The following is a 24,633-nucleotide window of genomic DNA, read 5'->3' as shown; positions in this document are numbered from 1 at the left end:
GGCTCATAATGTTGACGGTTCATGATTCCAAGCAAAAGGTAGTCACTTTGCAAATAAAAGAGCTTTTTTTCCTGGCCGGGATTCTCGGTTCAGACCGATTGCTTGGCGTGGAAGATCCGTTCCGCGGATATATGGCGGAAGACATTGCTTTGGAGTGGGAACGTGTAAAAACATCCCTGCTCGACAAAGGATATCTGATTCAGGATCAGGACAGCAATGAGTTGATCATGACACCGACCGTATTCTCCAGGGTAGCCATTGCGGGACTGTCCGACAGGGCTTGCTGGATTCGCTACACGCACAGCGGCAAGTCGTATGAAAGTTATGTGCACTGCACGGATGAACGGGTCGTTGAAGTATCCCGTGTTGCAGACGAACCGGATTCGTTCCGGCTGAGTGATTTGGGGAATGTTCGTGAAGCGATTGATTTTCTGATTCAAAGAATGAATTGGAGTGGTCATTCTCCGGCGGAAAAGCCGGCTCTGATGTGCTCCAAGAAAAAATTCTATGATGTGATGAATGATCTGAAGAACAAAGAATTACAGGCAGTGGCTGATGAGTTAGTAACAGAGACGAGCGATCCCGAGGGATCACTTGCACTTGCGCGCTGTCTGGTGAACAAGGAATCAGAAGGGGAACTACGGTTGCTTGTATGGAACGGAGAAGGATGGAAATCACAGTCTGCGGCTTTCGCTGCAAGTACGGTATCCAACTGGCTGTTTCGCATGAGCACATCGGCTTCGGATGATTGGCTTGTTGCAGCACTGACGACGAGAGAACAGTTTCACGAGATGCTGCTGGACTGGCTTAAACAGCCTGCAGGGGAAGAGGAAAGGTGATGGTAAATGCGCATTCGTGTGGAACCGGATGTGCTTCGGGCACTGAGCAGGCAGATTCAGTATGCGGCGGAGCAAATACAGCAAAAGATGACAGTATTGGATCAGGCCATTCATTCGCTGGAGTGGGATCTTGAAGCCCGCGCCGCGATCATGAATGAATGGAATCACAGCAAGCGACTCTGTGAAGCAGCAGTACATCGTTTTATGGACTTGAGCGTACAGCTGGGACGCAAGGCCTTGTTATTCCAGCAAGTGGACATGGAGTATCGTACAGTGTTGAGTCATGTGAACACAGCCTATGGCAATGCGGTCAATATGTTGAATGTTCTTCAGACGGAGCGTGCAGGAGAGATTATGCCTGCGCATTCGGCAACTGCTGCTGTTGTATCCGATCCATTTTCCGCGGTAGCGGCAGTGTACCGTGTACAGGATGCCGCACCGCCTGATGGCTCACCGGCGACCCTGATTCAGGCCATGCAGCCTGAACCTGTGGCGTGGAGATTCACAGATCCCTCCTTTCGTGGGAGAAGAGGAACCGAACCTGTGGTTTCCTGAGCTCACGGGTACAAGGCTGAATAAGCAAGACAGCAGAAAGTGAATTTTTTTATAAATAGGCTGTTAGGCGAAGTTTCGAATACCAAAAATGGGGTAAATAGGATTAGGTCCTTCGGCTTTTGTCCGATCGATCCTTGTATAGTACAATTTGAACAAGTGAATTTAATTGCACAAACCAAGGAGGAATTTACAAATGGCAGGACGTATTTTAGTTACCCCAGAACAGCTTGATCAGGTTTCCAACCAATTTAAACAAAGCGGTGAGCAAAGTCAGCAAATCGTTTCTACATTGACTCAATCCATCACAAGTATGGAAGGACAATGGGAAGGTATGACGAAACAACGCTTCTTCCAGGAATTTCAAGAAGCCAGCAAACAAATGCAATCTTTCGTTCAAACGCTAAATAGCATCAGCGCGGAACTGACGGCTATTGCCAACAAATTCCGTACGGCAGACCAAGCTCGCTAATCTGCGATACATAGTTCGGGCAGGTTCCATATCCGAATTCGCCCAGAATCATATGCAGGAAGCAAGCTGAAGATTTACAACTACAGCAAAAACCGGGCGTTTTCACAACACCCGGTTTTTGTTGCACTATGACAGAATGACAGAGAGAGGGATGAGCATGTCTTTTCAACCAAATCCCGGGGATGAAGTGGTGATTAACGACATTGCCTATATCATTGGGCAGCATCCGGCTGCACCTGGTCTGGCTTACGCCCAAGCTGGAAGGCAGGGTATCGTCTATCAGTTGTTACCCCGTAACGGTTCCGTAAGTGGGGCCAAAGCACTAAAAGTATTTTTCCCTAAATTCCGTATTCCGGCTATGGTGTATCAGTCTGAGCATATGGAGTCTTATAGTGAACTGCCAGGTTTGCAGGTATGCAAGCGTGATGTGCTCACTCCGGAAAGAAACGGAGCGCTCATTGGAGAACATCCTGATCTGTTGTACGCGGTATTGATGCCGTGGGTACATGGTCTGACCTGGTTCGATGTAATCAGCGATCAGAAGCAGCTGACAGCAGAGGAGAGTCTGAAGCTGGCGAGAGCTCTGGCCGGGATCGGCTCGGCCATGGAACAGCGTGGGCTGGCTCATTGTGATTTGTCCGCACCCAATGTGATGATTCCGTTTTTTTCCGAAGTGGAGAACCTGAGAGGGGTTTCAGCAGTTGAACTGGTAGATGTTGAGCAGATGTATGGTTCCAGAATGGATCGTCCGGATGCTTTGCTTGCCGGTTCACCGGGGTATGCGGCCCATCGGACAGTGCACAGCGGTTTGTGGAGTGCGTATGCCGATCGTTTTGCCGGAGCAGTTATCATTGCTGAGATGTTAAGTTGGTCTGATGCAGCGATTGTGGAGAAAGCATGGGGAGAAAGTTATTTTGACCAGCACGAAATGCAGACAGTAAATGAACGTTATTATGCCATGAGAGAGTCGCTGCAGAAGCGCTGGGGCTCGAAGGTGTCCGATCTGTTTATTCGTGCCTGGGAGAGTCATGATCTCAGCAGTTGCCCTACGTTTGGCGAGTGGTTTGTGGCGCTGGCTGCTGTGGACATCCATCTGGCAAGTGCAGCATCTGTTGTAGAATCTGAAGTCAAGGCTTCAGACCAGACAAATGCAGTCGAGACGAACCAGATCAAAGGGACAGGAGCAGCAAGCGGTATATCGGATAAGCAGGGAAATACGGATCAGAACGTGCCCGCTGTGGAACCTTCTCCTGGTCAGGAAGCGGTAGTGAATCGTCTCTTCCTTCAGGCGAGAGCATTGGAGAATGAAGGCAAACCGGCTGCGGCGCTCGAAGTGTATCGTTCACTACATCATTTCATTCCGGATAACAGTGCGATGCAGATGGAAGTTGAGGCTGCGATTCAAGAGCTGGACGCGAAGCTAAATCCCAAGCATGATGATGCAGCTCAGCCAGCCAAGATTCCTTTTTACCGATCCAAAAAGTTTATGATTTCTTCGGCTGTGCTGATTGTTCTGTTAGCTGGAAGCGTGCCAACGGTTAAAATATTGGCTGATCAGGCCGAGGTTAAACAGAAGGAGCAGGAGGCGGCTGCCAAGCAGGCCGAACTAAAGGCTGCGGAAGAGGCCGAAGCTGCGAGGGTGACTGCTCTGAAGCAGCAGGAAGAAGAAAAGAAACAAAAAGAAGCAGATGCGGCGAAACTTGATGCAGAGGAAAAGAAAAAGCTGGCTGAAGCGGAGAAAAAGCAGGCAGAGGCCAAGAAGAAAGAAGAAGAGCGTAAAGCGCTTCAGGCCAAGTATGATAAGCAAGCGAAATATGAGGCTTATCTTGCCAAGCAGAAACAAGAGAAGCTTGAAGCAGCCAAGAAGGCTGAACAGGAAAAGTACGACAAACAGGTAAAATATGAAGCCTATCTAGTCTGGAAAAAAGAAAATGACGCTAAAATTGCGAAGCAGGAAGCCGAGCGTAAGGCAGCAGCCGAGGCTCAACGCAAACAGGAAGTAGCCCAGAAAGCTGCGCTCAAGAAAAAACGTGCCCAGAATGTCGTCACACTGATTGCCCATTACAATAAAACGTATAATGCGCAAAAAGGCAGAAAAATTGAGAATGCGGAATCATACGCGCGTGATTTCAAAAATCTGTACAACACCGACGCGACCTATTTCAAAGGTGTCGGTAAAGTGGCAGCACGAATGAATGCGATCAATAAATTCCTAAGCAATACGGATTATACCTTACCCAACTTGTAAAATAATGTGAAAGACGGAGGTGACACATCCCAGATGAACTACACAATTCAAGCATCCCAGCGCACACCTGCACTGATTATCTATTTAATTGATATTAGCGCCTCCATGAATATGGTTCTGGACAACCGTCGGCGGATTGATGTCGTCTATGATGCCTTATCTCTGGCTATTCGCCAAATGGTGTTTCGTTCGACCAAGGGAAACCGATTGACACCCCGTTACAGGATCGCGATTCTGGCATACAGCGATGATGTGTACGATCTGTTGAACGGGATTAAGGGCATCGACGAGATTGCTGCTGTGGGTTCGTTGCCGGACTTAACGCCGAAAAGATTCTCGGATTCAGCGAAGGCTTTCCTGCAAGCCGAGAAGATTCTACAGGCTGAAATTCCCAATATGCAAGATTGTCCTGCGCCGCTTGTATGTCATATGACTGATGGGGTAGCTACAGGTGAAGATCCGGAGCCTATTGCCAAAAGAATTATGGGTATGAGTGTGCCTGATGGCAATGTACTCGTCGAGAATATTTTTATTTCCGATCATCTGCTGGAAGGCCCTATTCCGGAGCCCCGAAGATGGAAGGGAATATCCCAGGAGACGGTCCTTCAGGATGAACATGGGGAGAAGCTGCGCAATATGTCCTCGGTTCTGCCGGAAAGTTATCGTGAAATGCTGGTTGAGGCAGATTATTTGCTTTCACCTGGTGCATTGATGATGCTTCCTGGTACTTGTGCAGAACTGGTATCCATCGGGTTTCAGATGTCCGCTGCTACGCCTGTGAGATAGGAGGGGAATCATGAAAACATTGTCTGCTGGAGATAAGGGAAGCCGTGTGGAACATCATCAGGGCAACTTTCGCTATGTGAGTGTCCAGACAGGGGAACAGCCGCTGACCCGTTATCAAGGTACATTCAAGTGCAGGTACGGTTATGGAAGAGCGGCGGAGACCGTTAATCAGGGAGACACCGGACAGGATTTTGCTGCTGTTCGCATGAATGGTAATGTGTGTACTTTCGTATTATGTGATGGGGTAGGCATGAGTTACCTTGGTGATTTTGCTGCACGCTTTCTGGGGAACGCCTTGCTGGAATGGCTGGAAACGACTAATCATCCTTCTTTGGAGGCTATGGAAAGTTTGCTTCATGATTTGACCCGTCCAGCATCCGAACAGCTGGAGAAGCTGCAGCCTTTGGAAAACTCCCCTGTACTGCTGCGGGAAGTGCTGATGGAGAAGCGGAGCAAGGGAAGTCAGGCCATGTATGTGTGTGGACGCATCGAGCTCTCGGCAGGCAATCGAAAATGCAAAGTATGGCTAGCCTGGCAAGGGGACTCCCGCATCCGTCTTTGGCGTAACGGTCAAGAACAATCGGCTGCATTTCTGATGAACTGCCGTACGAATGAACGTTGGTCTACACTGGAGGGACCAGTGGGTGGCCAACCGCATATCTATGAGGCAAAAATGCCTGCTAATGAAGCGATACGTCTGCAAATGTACACAGACGGTCTCAATGACCTGGATGCGATCCAGGCTTATATTCCGGATGAGCACATCCAGGTGCTGCTGGATGCAAGGCATACGGGCGGGCTTGAAGATGATGCCGCTTTCATTGAGTTGGAATGGTGAGGTCGGGTGAAGCATAACTGGAGGACCTAATCATGCTGCTGAAAAGGGTGAGCATCACCTACGAAAAAACTTGTCCATGTTGATTTAAAAGACACTCTTTTTGGGTAATCTTGTGAAGAATCTACTTACAGATAGGCATGAACGTACATTCTTACATAATTACTGAGCGAGAAGGAGTGGAATGGATAATGACACAACATAACGGCAAGTCACGGTTCGAAGGTAAAGTCGCCATTATTACAGGTGCTGGTTCGGGGATTGGTAAAGCGGCAGCGCTGAAACTGGCGAGTGAGGGAGCATATGTTGCGCTGCTCGATCTGGTTAATGATCGGATTTCGGAGACGGAAGCCGAAATTAATAAGCTGCGTGCAGGTACGGCAAGAGCATTCGATGTAGATATTTCCGATCCTGCCCGGGTGGAAAAAGCAGTTCTGGAGACTATCGAATTGTTCGGCGGTCTGGATATCGTTTTTGCCAACGCAGGTATTAATGGTGTATCGGCACCGATTGAGGAAATTCAGGTTGAGGATTGGCAGCAGATTATTACGACCAATTTGAACGGTACTTTTTTTACGATCAAGTATGCACTGCCTCATATGAAGAAACGTGGTGGGGGCAGTATCATTATCACGAGCTCCATTAACGGTAATCAGCGCTTCTCCAGCTTCGGCATGTCGGCGTACAGTACATCTAAGGCGGGGCAAGTTGCTTTTGCGAAGATGGCTGCGCTGGAATTGGCGAAGTTCAAGATTCGTGTCAATGTCATCTGTCCTGGAGCGATTGCAACGAATATTGACCAAAGTACGGTCAAAACGGATGAGTTGCAGCAAATTGTCATTCCAATGGAATTCCCGGAAGGCCAGCAACCGCTTGCGGACGGACCGGGTCAGCCAGAGCACGTCGCTGATCTGGTAGCGTTCCTGGCTTCTGCGGAGTCCAGACATATCACAGGTGCGGAAATTGTCATTGACGGTGCAGAGTCGCTGCTGAGCTAAATGAGCATTTTGTATTCATCCATAGAGCTACTTTCAATCAGCGTTGTGAGCGAGTTAAATGGAAGGATGTAAAATGTTGAAATGGATGTATGTATGAAGTCGTTCCTCTGGAACGGCTTTTTTTGTTATAATGCTAACATTCGAATAGACACGTGGAACATTAATTAGGAGAGATGAGATGAAGACGGATTTACCGATACAACAGATTATTCCTGAACTAAGGCAGTTATTTCAGGAGAAGGATACAGGTGTGTTAATTGCGGAGCCGGGTGCGGGTAAAACGACCGTAGTACCGCTGGCACTGCTGGAGGAGCCATGGGTTACTGGACGGAAAATCATTATGCTGGAGCCCCGCAGACTCGCCGCTCGCTCGGCAGCTGCACGAATGGCAGCTTCACTAGGTGAAAAAGCAGGACAGACCGTAGGGTATCGGGTGCGGATGGATACGCGTGTAAGTCAATCCACTCGCATAGAAGTGGTGACGGAGGGTGTATTGACCCGGATGCTTCAACAGGACCAGGGCCTGGAAGACACGGCGATGATTATCTTTGATGAATTTCATGAGCGGCATCTGCATGGTGACCTTGGTCTGGCGCTTGCGCTTGAATCCCGGGCCATGCTGCGTCCTGATCTGAAACTGCTGGTGATGTCGGCCACGCTGGACCCTGTTCCTGTCTGTGCGCTGCTTGGTGAGGGGACGAAATGGATTGCCTGTCCTGGACGAACGTTTCCGGTGGAAACCCGATATGTATCCAAACCGGTATCCGAGCAGATCGAGACTTTTACAGCTCAGGCTGTTGTTAGGGCACTGTTAGAACAGGAAGGGGATGTGCTGGTTTTCCTACCGGGCGCAAAAGAAATTCATCGCACAGAGCGAGAGCTGTCAAACCTCATTCTTCCTGCTCATGTTGAGGTGCATGCTCTATATGGCAGCATGCCTGTAGAAGGGCAGGATGAAGCTGTGCGACCCGCAGATGAAGGAAAACGGAAGGTTGTACTGTCCACGTCCATTGCTGAATCCAGTCTTACCTTGGCTGGAGTTAAAGTCGTGGTGGATGCGGGACTGAGCCGTGCCTCGGTATTCTCGCCGCGGACCGGCATGAGTCGGCTCGTCACCCTGCCGGTGTCCAAGGCGTCAGCCGATCAGCGGCGGGGGCGCGCGGGGCGAATTGCACCGGGCGTGTGTTACCGGCTATGGAGCGAAGAGGCCCATGGCGTACTGCCTGAGGCAGCAAAGCCGGAGATTGCCTCCGCGGACCTTGCGCCGCTGGCGCTGGAGCTTGCCGCCTGGGGTGTCCAGTCCCCTGCAGAGCTGCAGTGGCTGGACACCCCGCCTGCCGCAGCCTACGGCCAGGCACAGGCGCTGCTGCGCCAGCTGGGCGGCCTGGATGATGCAGGCCGCATCACGCCCTTCGGGCGGCGGATGAACACGCTTGGCGTGCATCCGCGACTGGCCAGCATGCTGCTCCGCGCGGCGGAGCTTGGGCTGGCCAGCTACGCCAGCATGCTGGCGGCACTGCTGCAGGAGCCTGCCGGCCTCCTCAGCAGTGGCAGTGCAGGCGCGGGCACCGATTTGCGCCCGCGCGTGGAAGCGCTGCTGACTGCGGACAGCAGCGGCATGCCGCAAGCGGCAGCGTCTGTCGCAGACGGTGCTGCCGTGCGCCGCATGCTCCAGGAGAGCCGCCAGCTGCGCTCGGCGCTCGGCCCGGCGGCCGATCCGGTACGGCCGGATGAGGACAGCTGCGGATGGCTGCTGTCCTTCGCTTATCCGGACCGGATCGGGCAACGCCGGGAGGACGGCCGCTATCTGCTGAGCAGCGGCCGTGGGGTACGGCTCGCAGCGACAGAATCGCTGAGCCGTTCAGCCTATCTGGTCGCAGCTGAAGCCGACGACCAGGGCGCGGATGCGCGCATCCTGCTGGCTGCGCCAGTGCAGGAGAAGAGATTGCTGGACTTTGGTCCACATCTGTTGCATGAAGAAGTTCAAGTGGCCTGGGACCGAAACACCCGCAGTGTGCGAGCACATAGAAGGCTGCAAATTGGAGCCATTACGTTGAAAGAGAACAGTATTGCGCAGCCACCCGAAGACCAGGTGCTCGAAGCATTACTCTCAGGAATACGTATCGAGGGGCTGGATTGCCTGCCCTGGACAAAATCATCGCGACAGCTGGCGGACAGGATGCGCTTTTTGCATCATCATTTGCCAGAATGGCCTGATCTTATCGAAGATCATCTGACCGAAGAACTGGCAGAACATCTCAGCCCTTTTTTGACAGGTATGCGATCTGCTGCGGATCTCAAGAGATTGTCGATGCAGGATGTGCTGCTCGGCGGACTGAGCTGGGAACAGCGACAGCAATTGGATCGTGAAGCTCCTACACATATACAGGTGCCTAGTGGTTCACGTATTCCGGTGGACTATAGCCGACCCGAAGATCCTACACTCGCGGTGAGACTGCAGGAGATGTTTGGACAGCAGGAGACCCCGCGTATTGGCGGTGGTCGAGTACCACTGACCATACATTTGCTTTCCCCGGCGCAGCGGCCTGTACAGGTCACACGAGATCTGGCGAACTTTTGGCGGGAAACTTATTTTGAGGTCAAGAAAGACTTGAAAGGTCGTTATCCCAAGCATTATTGGCCGGATGACCCGCTGGAAGCGATTGCTACTAACCGAGCTAAACCACGAGTTTAGCTAGAATGTGTTTGCCAGCCTCGGTCTGAAAGTTGGGTCTGAACGTGCTCTGAATGGGCGAGTATGCGATCGGCGGATCAGGCGTTTTGAGCACTAACGAACCACGTGCAGGTCCTAGCGCGGTGACTCGCTGCATATCAATGGTCGGCCATCCTCCTAGGCCTTCAAGGATAAGATATTGTGGTGGAAGCGTTTGAAAGAAAACAAAGCGGGTAATAACATAGCGAACCACTCAATTAGATGAGGAGGGATTCACTATGCAGAAGAAAATCGTAGGTGTGTTTAATACAGAACGTGAGGCATCATCCGCAATCGAGGGACTGAAAGCGCAAGGATTTACTTCAGATGAAATCTCGGTAGTTACACAGGATCGGGATGAACTGAAGGCCATTCGCGAAGAGACGGGTACAAAAGCACCCGAAGGTGTAGCTGCAGGTGCGGCAACAGGCGGAGTGCTAGGTGGAGTAGCTGGATTGCTCGCTGGCATTGGAGCATTGGCGATTCCGGGCATCGGTCCTATTCTGGCGGCAGGCCCTATTGCCGCAGTCTTTACGGGTGCAGCTGTAGGTGCAGGAGCAGGCGGACTTGTAGGTGGACTCGTGGGTCTCGGCATTCCGGAAGAGGATGCAAGGCAGTATGAGGAATACGTGCAAAGTGGTAAAATCCTGCTACTCGTGGACTCTACGGATCGGGACACGGATGTTTATGACGTGTTCAGCAGTAACAGTTATGTGAACCGGGACAGAATCGATGTCAATCGGGATGATGTTACGGTTGAGCGCACGGATCTCGATATGGAAAATCAAAGATTGGAAGCTCGGGATAAGGCCGCTCGACTTGGCAACAATACTTTTCTATAATAAATCGGATCACCAAAGACAGGATTCTTCAACTGGAATGATATATGTGAACCACCAGGTGGTCATCAGCCGGTTTCCTTAGAGGAAGCCGGCTTTTGTTCCTGTGTATGATGCATAAATGAACGTCAGAGGTTCAGGTGTTAAACCTGCCAAGCAGGGAATAACAATACATACAGTAATACGGCCAGGGCCAGTCCAATCACCAGCAACATCAGTGTCAGGAACCGAATTAATTTCGTGGATGCCTGGAATGTTTGTGAATTAATCTGATTGCGTTTTCGGTGGTAAGCGGCTGCAGAACACAGGATGATCAGAATGCCGCTGACTAAGGAAGTAATACCAATGATGATTGCTGCGATATGGGCCATCCGATCATAGGCCGTTGAACTGAAGCCGAAGCCAGCTGCGAGAAAGCCAATGCCAACCATGGCAATGCCGGTACGAACCCAAGCCAGAAAGGTCCGCTCGTTAGCCAGATGCTGTTGTACATATTTGGAGTCAATGGTAGTTATGTCTTGGTCTGTATCTGAGATGTGAATCACCCCGTTCATCAATATATGGCTTCATTGTACGTCGTTTTCATGGCAAAACCAAGAAAGGAGGCTGTCTGTTATGCCTCGTAAAGAACGAATTACAGAAATCGAGAGTCTGAGGGGAATTGCTTTTGCGGCGGTCGTCCTTCAGCACTCCATAGCACATTATTCCCTGGTCCCAGAAGCGGGACTGGAAGATGGCGTATTGCTCGCCATCCTGCTGATGCTGTCCAAATTTGCAGTACCTCTATTTATTTTTATCACAGGCATGGTGCTTTTCTATAATACAGGAGACAAGTTGAATTATGGACGTTTCATGCAAAAGCGATTAACCGATGTAATCGTCCCCTATATTATTTGGTCACTGATCTACTTCACACTCGCGCCTCGCGGCTGGAACGGATTTGGTTGGCAGGATATTCCTGACCTTGGTTTAAAATTAATCACGGGTAAGACGACCTCGCATTTTTGGTACATTATTATGCTTATTCAGTTTTATCTGTTGTTTCCCCTGTTTTTGCGGGCAATCCGTTATGTCTATAAACGATATGAGGCGAAGGGGCGCACAATAGCTCTTCTGATTTCCGGTGTGGTGTATCTTGTGCTCGCGGATCAATTGCGAAATATCGCCAGGTTCATGGAATGGTTGAATGTCCCGGTGCTGACCGATGCCTTTACAACCTATGCCGATCGAAATTTTCTGTATTTCTTTTTTTATTTTGTGCTTGGTGCGGCAGCCGGGCTATCGGTTCAACGCTGGAATGAGTGGATTCAACGTTTGCGCTGGGGATATTGGACCGTGTTTATAGTCCTTGGTCTTCGGTTTATATATAAGTTAATGCAGGAGTTCCAGAAGCCGGAGGGCATACAGATTACGTTCTATACCGTCAGTCTCATCCGGCCGGATATGATCTTATTCCTCATACCTTCCATCATGGTGATGTACCAGCTGGCTGGCAAGCTCCACAATATCAGAGTAACACGATTGCTGGCGTGGATTGGCGGGGGTTCATACGGGGGCTACCTGATGCATATGCTGATGTTGCGCTACAGCTACATTCCGGATGAACAGTTTTATGTGACATTGGGTTTAAACCCCGTAGTACGCATGATCATCACCTGGTTGCTGGCGCTTACGTTATCCTGTGTACTCACATGGCTCATCTCCCGCGTAAGCTGGGGCAAGTGGATTGTGGGAACTGTACCGAAGTCCAAACCTGATTAACAGGTGAATACATCATTATATGAAAAATTCAGAACAACAGTGAGTTGAGGACCGATAAAGAGGGTCGATAAAAATGAAGGCAGTAACCTGAAAATAAAAGTGACGCCAATACCACGACGAACACTTTTGAAATAAATTTTAAAATTTCATTACCTGAAAAATTCATAACAGAAAACCTCAAATCCCGCTCTACCTTACGTCCTGCCTATCCATCATTTCTCCTTCTTGCCTTCCAACGCCCATGGATTAAAGGGAGAAAGACGGATAAAGATGGCAGAAGGGGAACATAAGTTTTATAATACTAGATATATAGAGCTGACAGGAGGGGAATGAACGTGGCTTTTATGATTGCGCAGCGGGCATTTATTAAGCTGTATCTGATTACGATGGTTGAACAGCATAGGGGATACGGCTATGAAATGCTGGAGGCCATGAAGCAGGAATTCAAAGCCTACGGTTATGTACCACCCCAGAGCGAGATATACCGGGCGCTGCATGAATTGGTTCAACAGGGTGTTTTTTATCGTACAAAGAAGCTGAAGGGCAGTGATCCCAAAGTCGATTTTCAGGAAATCGTTTTATATCACTTCACGGATGATGGTGCGGAGAAAGCCGAATTATATAAAAAACAGGTTAAGGCCGATCTCGATCGTTGTCTCGGCATGTTACACAAGGCAGAAGAGGACAATTACGGAGTGAAAGGAAGATAAGCATGGACAGACACTTACAGTGGGGTGTACTTGGTACATCTACAATAGCGAAAAATGCAGTCATTCCGGCGATTCAACAATCCGAACGGGGTGAGGTCTTGGCGATAGCCAGCCGCAGCAAGGAGAAGGCGGAAGCTCTTGCGAATGAACTCGACATTGCCAGAGCGTATGGCAGCTATGATGAACTCATTGCGGACCCGGATATTGAAGCTGTGTATATTCCTCTGCCGAACCATATGCATAAGGAGTGGACGATTAAGGCTGCTCAGGCTGGAAAACATGTATTATGTGAGAAACCGGCTGCTCTGAATTCAGATGAAGCGGCGGAAATGATTGAGGTATGTCAACAGCACGGCGTACTATTTGCAGAAGCCATTATGTATCGATACCATCCCAAGCATAGACGTGTGCAAGAGATAATAGCCAGTGGGGAGATTGGTACGGTCAGAGCCCTCCATGGCAACTTCACCTGTAATACCGCTGACGACAAAGACAATGTAAGGTTCAAAAGGGAGATGGGCGGAGGATCATTATTTGATCTTGGCGTATATCCAATCTCTGCAGCCCGCATGTATCTGGGGCAGGAGCCGGAAGCGGTAACGGTACACGCTCTATTTTCGGAAGAGCATGATGGCGTCGATATGATGGCTTCAGGTCTTGTGGAGTTTCCCAATTCAGTAGCATTAACGTTTGACTGCGGCATGTGGGCCTCTGGACGAGCCGAGATGGAGATTCTCGGTACCGATGGGCGGATTGAACTTCCTAAGGTGTTCGGCTGGGAGAATAGTGATATTCCACCACAGATTATCGTGCACACCGATTCCGTCAGCCGTGAGGAACGTGTATCGGTATCCAACTCCTATGTTTTGCAGGTGGAGACCTTTGCAGCCGCAGTGCTTGAAGGAAAAGCGCTACCGTTCAGTCCGCAAAATACCATTCAGAATATGCGTGTCATTGATGCATGCCTAGAATCGGCGCGAACCCGTCAACGGGTGCAGTTAGTGGATTAAAGCAGGAGCTAACATGCTAGCATGTTAGATGATAGGAAATGATCGAAATGGCAGACTCCATCCCCCGGGATGTGAGTCTTTTTTTATATTTAAATGTTATATTTATATATTTTTACAAAAATAGCAGTTGAATTTGATCTTTCCTCCAAAATGATGTGATATAAATAGTAAATAGATGGCTTGTTCACTATAATCTAGCAGAACGTACATCCTGGCAGAATTTACATCTCATATCACTTACATAGTGGCAACGTTCATCCATTTTAAGTCATTGGGAGGCGAATTTATGAAAAAGTTTTTGTCTACGGCTCTGCTCGCGGTTATGTTGACGATTGTTTTCTTCACAGGTTCACAGATCGCTCCGGTTGGACAACAGAAGGCTTCAGCTGCAACGTGTACCATTATCAATACGTTTACTGGTGTAGCCAACTATCTCAGCGCCAACGGGCAACTGCCAAGTAACTACATTACCAAAGCACAGGCAACGGCACTAGGCTGGGTTTCTTCTCAAGGCAACCTCGCTACGGTTGCTCCGGGCAAAAGTATCGGTGGAGACGTGTTTAGCAACCGGGAAGGCTTGCTTCCAGCAGCGAGTGGCCGTACTTGGCGTGAAGCGGATATCAACTACACTTCCGGTTTCCGTAATTCGGACCGCATCCTGTATTCCAGTGACGGCTTGATTTACAAAACGACAGACCACTATGCATCCTTTACTCGCTTGAAATAAGGAAGGACAGGACAGACATGAAGAGGGTAGTACTTAACGGTGAGGACTTTTACAGCACAACAGAACTGCATGAGCTATTGAAGCAAAAGCTTGAACTGCCAGACTTTTACGGTGCAAATCTGGACGCCTTGTGGGACTGCCTTACAGGCATGATTGAGCTGCCGCTTGAATTAACCTGGACGAACTACCAGATCAGCAAGAAACGGCTGGGTAGTGAAGCAGAGATGGTATACCAGTTGATGCTGGAGGCAGAAGAAGAGAGTATCGGATTTCAATTCAAGACTGAGGACTAGTACATGAACTACGAATCATAGCAGCAAATTTTGGTGCAAAGAGAACAGACCCTTCGGTCTGTTTTTTTGTGTTTATAGGGATATACACAACGTTAAAAATATTTTCACGAAAGGGTTGATTTTCGCATATCATACGTTAAAATAAAATTAACATTAAAAATATTTTCACGTTGAGAGGCGGAGTAATCATGAGCGAAGGTACAGTCGCACGCAAACAAGGGATCGGGGAATTAATTCGGATTAAACCGTATGTGCAGTTTATGGTGAGCAAGGTAGTATCCAGATTCGGCGATTCGATTGATTCCATTGCCTATAGCTGGATGGTGTACATTTTGACAGGTTCAAAGCTGCTGATGGGAACACTGCTGGCAGTTAACTTTTTGCCAAGTATCTTTCTGGGGCTGTTTGTCGGCGCACTGGTTGATCGCATGTCGCCCAAAAAGGTGATTGTGCTCACGAATACTGGTCGAGGCTTATTTGTTGGCATTACAGCACTATTGTTTGGTCTGGGTGAGCTGCAAGTCTGGCATCTGTTCGTCATCACCATTCTGAATTCCCTTCTGGAATGTTTCGCGTCACCCGCTGAGGTATCCACTGTACCGCGATTACTTCCCAAATCAATGCTGCTGTCTGGTAATGCCATGGCATCATCTGCAACCCGGGTTGCAGAACTCGCAGGACTTGCAGTGGCGGGAACGTTAATTGCAACGGCAGGGATCACGTGGACGATATTGATCGATGCGGGCTTGTTTGCCTTAAGTGCACTCCTGATGAGCCGTGTGGGGTACCCGAAAACTTCAACATCATCTAACAATGATAATACGTCATTTGATTCATCTGATTCTCCTCCAGCAAGAAAAAGTATATTCTCTGAAATGACAGAAGCCTTTCATTTTATGCGTAAACATGTGTTGTTACTGATCGTCTCCATTCTGTTTGCCTTTGTTAACTTTTGTCTGATGCCATTCAATGTTCTTCGCACGCCATATGTCATTGAAACGTTGCACGCCGGAGCGGGAGGATTAAGTCTACTCAGTGGGCTGATTGTGGCAGGCATGGTACTGAGTGGCTTGTGGCTGTCTCATCGAGGATCGAATTACCGTAAAAGTGTGCTGGTCATTGTAGGCATTGTCATGTTGGGGCTCAGTTATGCCATGACCGCACTCCCGGCTTACATGACGTCCTACCAGCTGCCTGTTGCTGCTGTCTTTTGTCTGATGATGGGTATGGGGATTCCACTCGCTACAACACCCCTTGCGTCCTATCTCATGGAAGTTACGCCTTCCGAGATGCTTGGCAGAGTGTATGCCCTTCAAACTATGCTCGTCGTGAGTGTTGCTCCATTAGGTAGCTTGGTTTCAGGAGCCCTTGCCGATTGGGTGGCATTGCCGATTCTATTTATCGTGTTTGGTGTTTTGCTTGCCATGTCAGCCGTTTTGGTGCTTCTAAGCAAGACTTTCCGCACCGTTCTATAAAAAGGCTTCCTCAAACGTGTTATCGCTAGCCTGTTTTGACCGAAACCCTGTCCGGACGGTATAATATACACATGATGGGCAACAGGTACCCCGGAAATGAGGATACAGGTATGCAGCGCAAAGTACTTTCAACGATTGAAGAAATCAAGGTCTACTCCGATCCGTATCGGATACAGATCTTGAATATGTTTAATAAACAGGGCAGACCCTCTACGGTTAAAGAGATCGCAGACCAGATGGGCGAAGTGCCAGCCAAGGTACATTATCATGTGAAGAAACTGGAGAAAATCGGTCTGCTTACCATCGTATCCACTCGTGAAATTAATGGAATCATCGCCAAATATTATGAGCCCTTCAAGGGAGAAATCCAGCTCCGTAACGAAGATGAAGAAAATTCACCTTTGAAGGAGGTATTTCGTTCCGAAACCTTCAAATTGTTAAATGAAATGTTTGAGCAGAGCCGTCGGAGATTTATGAATCAGGCGGAAAACGGGGACCGTATGTTTATCTCAGATATGACGTTGTATGCTAGCCGGGAAGAAGTAGAGCAGTTGTACAACAACATTACGAAGATGTGTGAACCCTATTTAACGAAAGACAGGCATGATGCGGACCAAGAGGTCTTTCATTTATTCAGTTCCCTATCCAAAGATACGGTGAATAAGCCCGTTTCGGAAACCGCTGGAAAATTGAAAAAGAAGGCTTCACCCGATAAGGGCAAGTCTGTTGCGAAAACGTCAAGACCTGCTAAAAAGCAGAAGGAATCCTCGTCTGGTGGTCAGGCGGAAGAGTAATCGAAGCATATTCATCGTCATATTGAAGTTTCATCTGTGTAAAGATGATATGCTACCAAGAAAAAAGCCGCCATTGGCGGCTTTTTCATGCGTAATTTGGCATGATGGAAGACATGTACCTATTTTAGCGCAAACGACCTTAATTCGTTCATAAACTACATGTTTTCATCATAGTCTTTCACGTCACGTTTGGCTGCAGTTGCGGGGGAGTTCGATGTGCCATATTCCTCGACGGCTTCCCAGGCGTCAGCGTTATCGAACTTGCCAGCATTGCGCTGTCTGACTTCACCAGCACCACTTGGCGGCATCGTCATGACTTGCTCCTCAACAGGCCGTTCGTTGCTTAACTCGCGGTTAGGCGTATCATCGATACAGTAGGCTGTGTAAGGGATCGCTTCGAGTCGTTCAAAAGGAATATCCTTACCACAGGTCACACAGGAGCCATACGTTCCCTGTTCGATTCGCTCCAACGCTTCATTCACCTGATTGAACTCGTCGGTCAACGTATCATCTATCGCCAAGTCACGGCTTCGCTCAAACGTCTCCGTACCAGCATCTGCCGGGTGATTATCGTATGATGACAGCTCACCAGTTGAATCTTTCAGGGACTCGGCTGGAGCACCGTCTTCCATGCTGGATTCAAAATGGCGTTGTAGGTTTTCACGTTGTTCCAAAAGAGCGTTTTTCAGCTCTTGAAGTTGATCTTTGGTTAATGTACTCATAAGGACATGCTCCTTTCCCGCAATGGGGTTGTAGTCAGTCCTTACCCGAATTTCATAAGAAGCAATCAGTTTCGTGTGCAAAGAGGTTCGTTCGATTTTATATCTGACGGATAATGTGTTATAAAAAATATAGAGAGAAAATGCGGCGGTATCGAAGATCTTCTTGTGCTTACCGCGGCGCGTTTGATAATGGAGGGTTGTCAATATGGATGAGCATATGAAACGAAGATTGGACAAACAAAGACAATTGTTCAAGCAATTGGGCGTGCAGCTCGACGCTTTATCGATTCATGAAAAACAATTCAACTATAAACTTCGTGGTTATGATCCGGATGAGGTGGATGCCTATCTTGATTTGGTTATTAAAGATTACGAACGTTTCTATGCCAATATAGCGGATCTGATGGACAAGTGGCAAGAGCAGCAGTTAACGATTCGGGATCTGAAGTCGTCGGCGAAGCCAGTGGAAGATCCAACGAAGATTGATCGCAAACAACTGGATGATATTGTGAAACAATTGGAGTACAGCGTTCGGCAATTAAAAATCCGAGCACGCCCTGAACAGGACCTGTTCTCCGAGTAAGTCTACACATCCGGGATGATATAAAATCAGCATTATAATGCTCAAATAAAAGGTGGTTAATCATGAGTACTCATTTTTCGGTCAGTGTGCATTGTTTGTTGTTGTTGTCTTTCAGCGCGCCTGAACGAATCACTTCGGCACTGATTGCAGGTAGTGTGAATACCAACCCTGTCGTGGTCAGACGTATTCTCGGTGGGTTGAAAAAGGCAGGACTTGTGGACTCCTCACCAGGAACAAGAGGATTTTACCTCGCCAAACCCTCAAGCGAAATCTCATTAGCCATGATCTATCAGGCTGCCAAGGATGAAGGGCCATTGTTTCCGATTCATGGTAACTGTAATCCGAATTGTGATGTTGGCCTTCGTATTGACAGCCTTCTGACCAATCTGTATCAGGTTGCCGAAGCAAAGGTGGAACAGTTCTTCGCATCCATTACTCTTGAAGATATGGAGCGTTCCTGTTCCCAGCTTGAAGTTCCATCACATGCCGAATAAAGCGTAATGTAAGGGAAAGGGAAGGTGTGCTGTACTATGAAAATTATTGTCATCTCGGACACTCATTTACCTCGAAAAGCACGTAAGTTACCCGATCCCTTGGTTGAGGCGCTATCAGATGCTGATCTGATTCTCCATGCCGGGGATTGGTCGGACTGGAGTGTACACAAGCTGCTCAGCGCTTACGCCCCCATTGAAGGTGTTGCAGGCAATACGGACCCGCCTGAAATAGGTCAAAAACTCGGGTTCTCCCGCATCGTTGAAGCGGACGGTTTGCGTCTTGGTCTTGTACATGGTCATCTGGGATCGAAGTCTACAGAGCAGAATGCGATTCACACTTTTGCAGGACAGCAGGTGGATGCTGTGATTTTTGGACATTCGCACATTCCAGTGATGCATACGGTCAATGATGTGCTGATATTTAATCCGGGCTCTCCTACGGATCGGCGCTTTCAGCCCCAATATTCTTTTGGTATCATGACTACACATTTAGGGAAATTGCAGGCGGAACATGTTTTTTATGATGCAAAATAGAAGTTGCAAACCAGGCATCTCGAATCAGAAGGATCTTCTGTTATTCGGGGTGCTTTTTGTTATGTATGCATTCAAAAGGGAACTTGCAAGTTATCTCTGAATGGGGAATATGGTCCGCTGTTTATCTGTCATTCATCTCTTCTCGTTGCCCCCTATGGAGGCCTTCGTATGAATGATACAATGCGTTTACAACAATAAATTGAATACGTTTACATAAGGAGATGAATGTTGATGAAATTGTCTGTATTCACTGTTGCCACACCGGACTTGACCGCAGAAGAATTGGCTTCTGCTGCAGCCGCAGCAGGCATTGAAGGGATCGAATGGAGATATCGTGGAATTCCGGCGGATGCTTTGTCCGAAGAACCTTCTTATTGGAGACATAATCGTTGCTCGATAGATCCAGACCAATGGGAGGAACAGGTACCTGCATTTCGAGAAGCAGCAAAAAAGCATAACAGACATTCGATTGCATTGGTGCCATATCTGAGCTGTGGGGATCTACTTGCTACAGAGCAGGCGTTTCAAACTGCTCAAGCCTTGGGAGCATCGATGATGCGTGTGGGGGTTCCGGGTTATGATCGCAAAACCAGCTATCCTGAATTGTACAAACAAGCTGTGCATTATCTGAATGAGGTTCAAGAGATGGCCCAACAGTATAAGGTGAAAGCTGTAGTAGAGACCCATCATCAAACGATTGCCCCCACTGCATCACTAGCTTATCGGCTCGTGCAATCGCTAGATTCACAGCATGTAGGGGTGTTGTACGATCCAGGCAACATGGTGCATGAAGGATATGAGAACCATCGTATGGGACTGGAATTACTGGGACCTTATCTGGCACATGTGCATGTGAAGAATGCGGCTTGGTTCAAGGATGAATCAAACAAGAATTCGAATTCCAGTGTGAATGAACAAAATACAGTCTCGCTAACATCAAACTGGCATTGTCAGTGGGCCCCCTTGACTGAAGGCGTGGTGAATTGGTTGCAAGTATTCCGTGACCTCAAATCCGTTGGGTATGATGGATATTACGGGATTGAGGATTTTAGCGGGGTCTTGCAATCGAAGGCGATGTTACAGCATTTTGCAGATGTTTTTGCCGAAATTGAACGTCGTGTGGACGAGGAGGTACAGGTATGAGTTTGGTTCGAGTAGCCGTTATTGGAATTGGGAATATGGGTGCAGCCCATGCCAGAACGTTGGTAGCAGGAGAGGTACCTGGTGCAGAACTGGTGGCTGTGTGTGATGTGAGACAAGAAATGGAGAGCTGGGTATCCAGCAATCTTCCGGCTTCAGTCACCTATTGGCAGGATGCGGAGCAGATGATGTCATCAGGGACGATTGATGCGGTAATTATAGCAACCCCGCATTATGACCATCCCGAAAAGGCCATTCAGGCTTTTCAGAATGGTTTGCATGTCATGATTGAGAAACCTGCCGGAGTATACACCAAACAGGTACGCAAGATGAATGAAGCCGCGGCTACCAGCGGCAAAGTGTTTTCCATGATGTATAACCAGCGAACCAACCCTTTATATATCAAACTAAAAGATCTAATTGCCTCGGGAGAACTGGGTGAGGTACGGCGTACCAACTGGATTATTACGAACTGGTATCGCTCTCAGAGCTATTATGATTCAGGCGGCTGGCGGGCAACGTGGGCTGGTGAAGGGGGCGGTGTCCTGATCAACCAAGACCCTCATCAACTGGACCTGTGGCAATGGACCATCGGCATGATGCCGGTGCGTATGCGTGCCTTCTGTTCATTCGGCAAATACCGGAACATTGAAGTGGAAGATGATGTAACGGCATATGTCGAATATGAAAATGGAGCAACAGGTGTATTCGTGACCACAACGGGTGAAGCACCAGGCACCAACCGATTCGAAGTCAATGGGGATCGTGGGAAAATTGTCATTGAAGATGGTCAGTTGACCTTCTGGCGTCTTCGTGAACCCGAGCCTGAATTCAATCAGAGATTTAAAGGAGGATTTGGACAGCCGGAATGCTGGAAATGCGAGGTGCCAATTACGGGTGTGGAAACCGGACATCCTGGCCTGATTCGCAACTGGATCGATGCCATCCTGAACGGGACACCGCTCATTGCTCCCGGTGAAGAGGGTATCCATGGTTTGACTTTGTCTAATGCTATGCTGCTGTCAACATGGACCGATAACTGGGTAGATCTGCCGATTGATGAGGATTTGTTCTATGAGCATTTGCAGCAGCGGATTGCCAGTTCAAATACAAAGAAAGACAAGGCAGAGAGTGGCAGTCAACCTGCTGATCTGTCAAAGACATTTAAGTAAGTGGAACTTATACACCAGGCTGAACTTAAGGCGTGTACAGGATAACTGAACCGATAAACGGAAAATCCAATTGAATTGGAAAGGTGGAGAAGGTATGGCTAAAGACGGCATGTTTTATGCACCAAAGAGTCTGAAAAAAGAGATCGTATGCGGTCCAGGTGAGTTTACCATTGCTGCTGTAGCGTTGGACCATGGACATATCTACGGTATGGTTGGCGGGCTGGTGGAGGCTGGGGCAACGCTCAAATGGGTATATGATCCTGACCCAGCTAAAGTCGAGGCTTTTCGGAAACAGTTCCCGCAGGCACAGATCGCGGCATCTGAAGCGGAGGTACTTGCTGATGATGAAGTGCAGCTCGTAGCCGGAGCAGCCATTACATCGGAGCGTGCGCCACTCGGCATGAGAGTCATGGCCGCAGGCAAAGATTATTTTACGGACAAAGCTCCTTTTACTACACTGGATCAACTGGCCCTTGCGCGTGAAGAGGTTAAACGCACTGGGAAGAAGTATATGGTCTATTACAGTGAGCGTCTGCACGTGGAAAGTGCGATCTATGCCGGACAACTGATCGAACAGGGAGCGATCGGCAAGGTTGTACAGGTTATGGGGACAGGACCGCATCGATTGAATGCGGGTGGTCGGCCTGAATGGTTCTTCCAGCATGAAAAGTATGGCGGCATCCTCTGTGATATTGGAAGTCATCAGATCGAGCAGTTTCTGACCTTTGCTTCATGTACAGATGCAGAAGTGGCCTTCAGTCGGGTGAACAATTTCAATCATCCACAATTCCCAGAACTAGAGGACTTTGGCGAAGCATCACTTATCGGCAACAACGGGGCTTCCGGTTACTTCCGCGTAGACTGGTTTACACCGGATGGTCTGGGTACATGGGGCGATGGGCGAACGGTTATTTTGGGAACGGACGGATACATTGAGCTGCGTAAGTATATCGACGTGGCCAGAGAGCCTGAGGGTGATCAGGTGTACCTGGTTAACCATGAAGGGGAATACCATTATAGCGTCAAAGGAAAGGTTGGTTATCCATTCTTCGGTGAACTGATCCGGGATTGTCTGGATCGAACAGAGAATGCGATGACACAGGAGCATGCGTTTAAAGCGGCAGAACTCTGCTTAATTGCACAGCATAAGGCAATGAGTGAGAGAGTGGTATGGAGCAGTGGTACGAAGTAAAGGGTTTTAAGATAGTAATAGAATATGTAGGTGGAGAGCGGCCTGATGTAAAGGCCGCTCTTTTGTTTGTTGTAGTACCTTCGCAAATGGAACAATATGGTTTATTATGTATGTAGTTCAGAAATTGGCTTGAATGTGTGGTGTTTATGAAGTACATAAATTAGATGTTAAGTGAAATTACTGAAGAGAGGGAAAGTACTTGATTTTAGAATATTTAGATAAATATGCTCAGAAGGCTTATCGAGAGGTTACTTCAATAATAACTTGTCCAACTTTTTTGTTTTCTAATGACCCTACTCTAATCAGAAATGAAGCAAATTATAATTACGTGTACATCCATGGATTCAATAGACTTATAAAGAATAATAGAATATCATCAGATCAATTGATTGAAGTGTTTTCTTTTCTTGAGAAAGAAATTGAGATATACCTTATGAAGCACTACACAGGTAAAAATTTTATGTATTACTTGAAGGCGGATGCTCTAGTCCCGGCATTTACAATAACAATTGTATCGCATTATGAAGATAAGGAGGTGCAAGAAAGTGTATCTTTATTTGAATTAATTGACTGGTACAAAGAAAATGCATGTTTTGATGGATTGGAGATAATTGCGAGACAGATAAGTGATGAAAGCAAAGAAGCAGAGTCTAAAGGAGCTTTTCCGGATTCAGTAAAAACATATACAAAGACAATTAATACCTAGACAGCAATTCAAAGAGGTTCGTAACTCCACTTAACATAATATTCACACATCGGGCATACGCCCTCGGTGCGGCTGAGGGATTTCAGGGAAGCAGGAGCAGGCGGACACTTCCGACTCCGTCGGACGTCGTGAATACAGGAACGTTATATGTAATAGCTGCAAAGAAATAATAAAAAAAATTTAAATTACTTTGGAGGTAAGTCGAGATGGAAAGCAGAAAAATCGATAGTAATGAATTCCCGATATTGGAATTTGATGAATCGCGAGTTGCAATAATAGAAGCAACTAATTTTATTAAGCCAAAAGAAGAATTTGAATACTGTGTAATAACATTTTTTCGAGATGTAATTGAAAAAATGAAAACGGAGGGAAAGTTGAAAGAAGTTGCATCTCTACATTGCGAGACTGTAGATTTGCCAATATATGAAACATATTATCAAGGAAAAAAAGTACATATTACTTTGGGGTATTTAGGATCTGCAGGTTCAGCAGGATTCTTAGAAGAACTGATAGCCTATGGTTTTCAGAAATTTATAGTATGTGGTGGTGCAGGTGTATTACAAAAAGACATTGCTGTTGGACATGTAATAGTACCAGTTTCGGCAGTGAGAGATGAAGGAGTATCATACCATTACATTAAGCCATCAAGAGAAGTTGAATGTAATCTAGAGGTATTAAAATTCATAGAGGACGATTTTAATATACATAATATAAGGTATATTAAGGCCAAAACTTGGACGACAGATTCATTTTATAGAGAGACTAAAGAAAAGGTTGAGTTGCGGAAAGCAGAAGGGTGTATAACTGTAGAAATGGAAGCAGCAGCATTTATGGCTGTCTCACAATTTAGAAATGTAAAATTAGGTGTTATCTTGTATGGCGGTGATGATTTAAGTGGTGTCGAATGGGATAGTCGAAGTTGGAATAGCAGATCAGAAATAAGAGAAAACCTTGTTCAAATATCAATGCGGATATGCAGTTCTTTATAACTGAAATAGCTATAATCCATTTATTAATGCATTTATTAAAAGGGAAATG

The 24,633-nt window shown here is 47.7% G+C and carries 27 protein-coding genes; 24 read left to right on the top strand and 3 right to left on the bottom strand.

The features are described from left to right. Positions 1-8 precede the first annotated feature (8 nt). From CRO25_RS08310 to hrpB, 8 genes are all read left to right on the top strand, one after another. Positions 9-839 (top strand): hypothetical protein, encoded by an 831-nt coding sequence (locus tag CRO25_RS08310; protein ID WP_079694648.1) that lies wholly within the window; start codon positions 9-11, stop codon positions 837-839. 6 nt (positions 840-845) lie between these two features. After that, a complete protein-coding gene (locus CRO25_RS08305; RefSeq protein WP_079694647.1) occupies positions 846-1,394 on the top strand; it encodes a hypothetical protein in 549 nt (182 codons plus the stop codon). A 193-nt stretch (positions 1,395-1,587) separates the two neighbouring features. Continuing rightward, the gene (locus tag CRO25_RS08300) at positions 1,588-1,863 is read left to right on the top strand and encodes a WXG100 family type VII secretion target (RefSeq protein WP_017689071.1); all 276 of its coding nucleotides are present in this window, start codon (positions 1,588-1,590) and stop codon (positions 1,861-1,863) included. 157 nt (positions 1,864-2,020) lie between these two features. After that, entirely contained in the window at positions 2,021-4,111 is a 2,091-nt protein-coding gene (locus CRO25_RS08295; RefSeq protein ID WP_079694646.1) for a hypothetical protein, read from the top strand. Positions 4,112-4,144: 33 nt separating this feature from the next. Next, a complete protein-coding gene (locus CRO25_RS08290) occupies positions 4,145-4,897 on the top strand; it encodes a vWA domain-containing protein (RefSeq protein ID WP_064639011.1) in 753 nt (250 codons plus the stop codon). 10 nt (positions 4,898-4,907) lie between these two features. Next, positions 4,908-5,735: a hypothetical protein gene (locus CRO25_RS08285; protein ID WP_079694645.1), complete on the top strand. Its 828-nt coding sequence runs from the start codon at positions 4,908-4,910 to the stop codon at positions 5,733-5,735. A gap of 188 nt (positions 5,736-5,923) precedes the next feature. Further along, positions 5,924-6,730: an SDR family NAD(P)-dependent oxidoreductase gene (locus CRO25_RS08280; protein WP_079694644.1), complete on the top strand. Its 807-nt coding sequence runs from the start codon at positions 5,924-5,926 to the stop codon at positions 6,728-6,730. 178 nt (positions 6,731-6,908) lie between these two features. Further along, complete coding sequence (gene hrpB, locus CRO25_RS08275) at positions 6,909-9,425, top strand: ATP-dependent helicase HrpB (protein ID WP_079694643.1); 2,517 nt, start codon at positions 6,909-6,911, stop codon at positions 9,423-9,425. On the opposite strand, the gene CRO25_RS33255 is transcribed toward hrpB, so the two are convergent. Then, positions 9,409-9,561 carry a hypothetical protein gene (locus tag CRO25_RS33255; protein ID WP_170867772.1) on the bottom strand — a complete coding sequence of 51 codons (153 nt, stop codon included), beginning with the start codon at positions 9,559-9,561 and terminating at the stop codon, positions 9,409-9,411. The genes hrpB and CRO25_RS33255 overlap by 17 nt on opposite strands. Positions 9,562-9,682: 121 nt before the next feature. Between CRO25_RS33255 and CRO25_RS08270 the strand changes: the two genes are divergently transcribed. Then, entirely contained in the window at positions 9,683-10,285 is a 603-nt protein-coding gene (locus CRO25_RS08270; RefSeq protein ID WP_079694642.1) for a general stress protein, read from the top strand. Positions 10,286-10,425: 140 nt separating this feature from the next. On the opposite strand, the gene CRO25_RS08265 is transcribed toward CRO25_RS08270, so the two are convergent. Continuing rightward, positions 10,426-10,836, bottom strand: a complete 411-nt coding sequence (locus tag CRO25_RS08265) for a YidH family protein (RefSeq protein WP_063563228.1) — start codon at positions 10,834-10,836, stop codon at positions 10,426-10,428. Positions 10,837-10,897: 61 nt separating this feature from the next. Between CRO25_RS08265 and CRO25_RS08260 the strand changes: the two genes are divergently transcribed. The 7 genes from CRO25_RS08260 (at position 10,898) to CRO25_RS08230 (ending at position 17,052) form a co-directional block, all read left to right on the top strand. Continuing rightward, entirely contained in the window at positions 10,898-12,043 is a 1,146-nt protein-coding gene (locus CRO25_RS08260; protein ID WP_079694641.1) for an acyltransferase, read from the top strand. Between the two features lie 335 nt (positions 12,044-12,378). Continuing rightward, positions 12,379-12,753 (top strand): helix-turn-helix transcriptional regulator, encoded by a 375-nt coding sequence (locus CRO25_RS08255; RefSeq protein WP_063563231.1) that lies wholly within the window; start codon positions 12,379-12,381, stop codon positions 12,751-12,753. Between the two features lie 2 nt (positions 12,754-12,755). Continuing rightward, positions 12,756-13,763, top strand: coding sequence for a Gfo/Idh/MocA family protein (locus tag CRO25_RS08250; RefSeq protein WP_072732446.1), 1,008 nt, complete (start codon positions 12,756-12,758; stop codon positions 13,761-13,763). Positions 13,764-14,049: 286 nt separating this feature from the next. After that, positions 14,050-14,490, top strand: a complete 441-nt coding sequence (locus CRO25_RS08245; RefSeq protein WP_079694640.1) for a ribonuclease — start codon at positions 14,050-14,052, stop codon at positions 14,488-14,490. Between the two features lie 17 nt (positions 14,491-14,507). After that, a complete protein-coding gene (locus tag CRO25_RS08240) occupies positions 14,508-14,783 on the top strand; it encodes a barstar family protein (RefSeq protein WP_079694639.1) in 276 nt (91 codons plus the stop codon). Positions 14,784-14,971: 188 nt separating this feature from the next. Then, the gene (locus tag CRO25_RS08235) at positions 14,972-16,258 is read left to right on the top strand and encodes an MFS transporter (protein ID WP_063563235.1); all 1,287 of its coding nucleotides are present in this window, start codon (positions 14,972-14,974) and stop codon (positions 16,256-16,258) included. Between the two features lie 110 nt (positions 16,259-16,368). Next, a complete protein-coding gene (locus CRO25_RS08230) occupies positions 16,369-17,052 on the top strand; it encodes a transcriptional regulator (protein ID WP_063563236.1) in 684 nt (227 codons plus the stop codon). A 155-nt stretch (positions 17,053-17,207) separates the two neighbouring features. On the opposite strand, the gene CRO25_RS08225 is transcribed toward CRO25_RS08230, so the two are convergent. Continuing rightward, positions 17,208-17,774 (bottom strand): TraR/DksA C4-type zinc finger protein, encoded by a 567-nt coding sequence (locus CRO25_RS08225; protein ID WP_063563237.1) that lies wholly within the window; start codon positions 17,772-17,774, stop codon positions 17,208-17,210. A 205-nt stretch (positions 17,775-17,979) separates the two neighbouring features. Here CRO25_RS08225 and CRO25_RS08220 point away from each other — a divergent pair, with 205 nt between their 5' ends. From CRO25_RS08220 to CRO25_RS08185, 8 genes are all read left to right on the top strand, one after another. Next, entirely contained in the window at positions 17,980-18,357 is a 378-nt protein-coding gene (locus CRO25_RS08220) for a DivIVA domain-containing protein (protein WP_024630343.1), read from the top strand. A 62-nt stretch (positions 18,358-18,419) separates the two neighbouring features. Next, complete coding sequence (locus CRO25_RS08215; protein WP_079694638.1) at positions 18,420-18,851, top strand: Rrf2 family transcriptional regulator; 432 nt, start codon at positions 18,420-18,422, stop codon at positions 18,849-18,851. Positions 18,852-18,887: 36 nt separating this feature from the next. Next, positions 18,888-19,385 (top strand): metallophosphoesterase family protein, encoded by a 498-nt coding sequence (locus CRO25_RS08210; RefSeq protein ID WP_079694637.1) that lies wholly within the window; start codon positions 18,888-18,890, stop codon positions 19,383-19,385. Between the two features lie 231 nt (positions 19,386-19,616). Further along, the gene (locus CRO25_RS08205; RefSeq protein WP_079694636.1) at positions 19,617-20,528 is read left to right on the top strand and encodes a sugar phosphate isomerase/epimerase; all 912 of its coding nucleotides are present in this window, start codon (positions 19,617-19,619) and stop codon (positions 20,526-20,528) included. Continuing rightward, positions 20,525-21,697, top strand: coding sequence for a Gfo/Idh/MocA family protein (locus tag CRO25_RS08200; RefSeq protein ID WP_079694635.1), 1,173 nt, complete (start codon positions 20,525-20,527; stop codon positions 21,695-21,697). Before CRO25_RS08205 ends, CRO25_RS08200 begins: the two co-directional genes overlap by 4 nt. A 94-nt stretch (positions 21,698-21,791) precedes the next feature. Then, complete coding sequence (locus CRO25_RS08195) at positions 21,792-22,889, top strand: Gfo/Idh/MocA family protein (protein WP_079694634.1); 1,098 nt, start codon at positions 21,792-21,794, stop codon at positions 22,887-22,889. 199 nt (positions 22,890-23,088) lie between these two features. Beyond that, entirely contained in the window at positions 23,089-23,595 is a 507-nt protein-coding gene (locus CRO25_RS08190) for a hypothetical protein (RefSeq protein ID WP_079694633.1), read from the top strand. Positions 23,596-23,801: 206 nt separating this feature from the next. After that, entirely contained in the window at positions 23,802-24,584 is a 783-nt protein-coding gene (locus CRO25_RS08185) for a nucleoside phosphorylase (protein WP_079694632.1), read from the top strand. Positions 24,585-24,633: the final 49 nt, after the last annotated feature.

The sequence above is a fragment of the Paenibacillus sp. RU5M genome (assembly GCF_900221055.1).
Lineage (GTDB): Bacteria > Bacillota > Bacilli > Paenibacillales > Paenibacillaceae > Paenibacillus > Paenibacillus marchantiae.
Note: the sequence above shows the minus strand (reverse complement) of the source record. Positions and strands in the feature narration are given on the sequence as shown.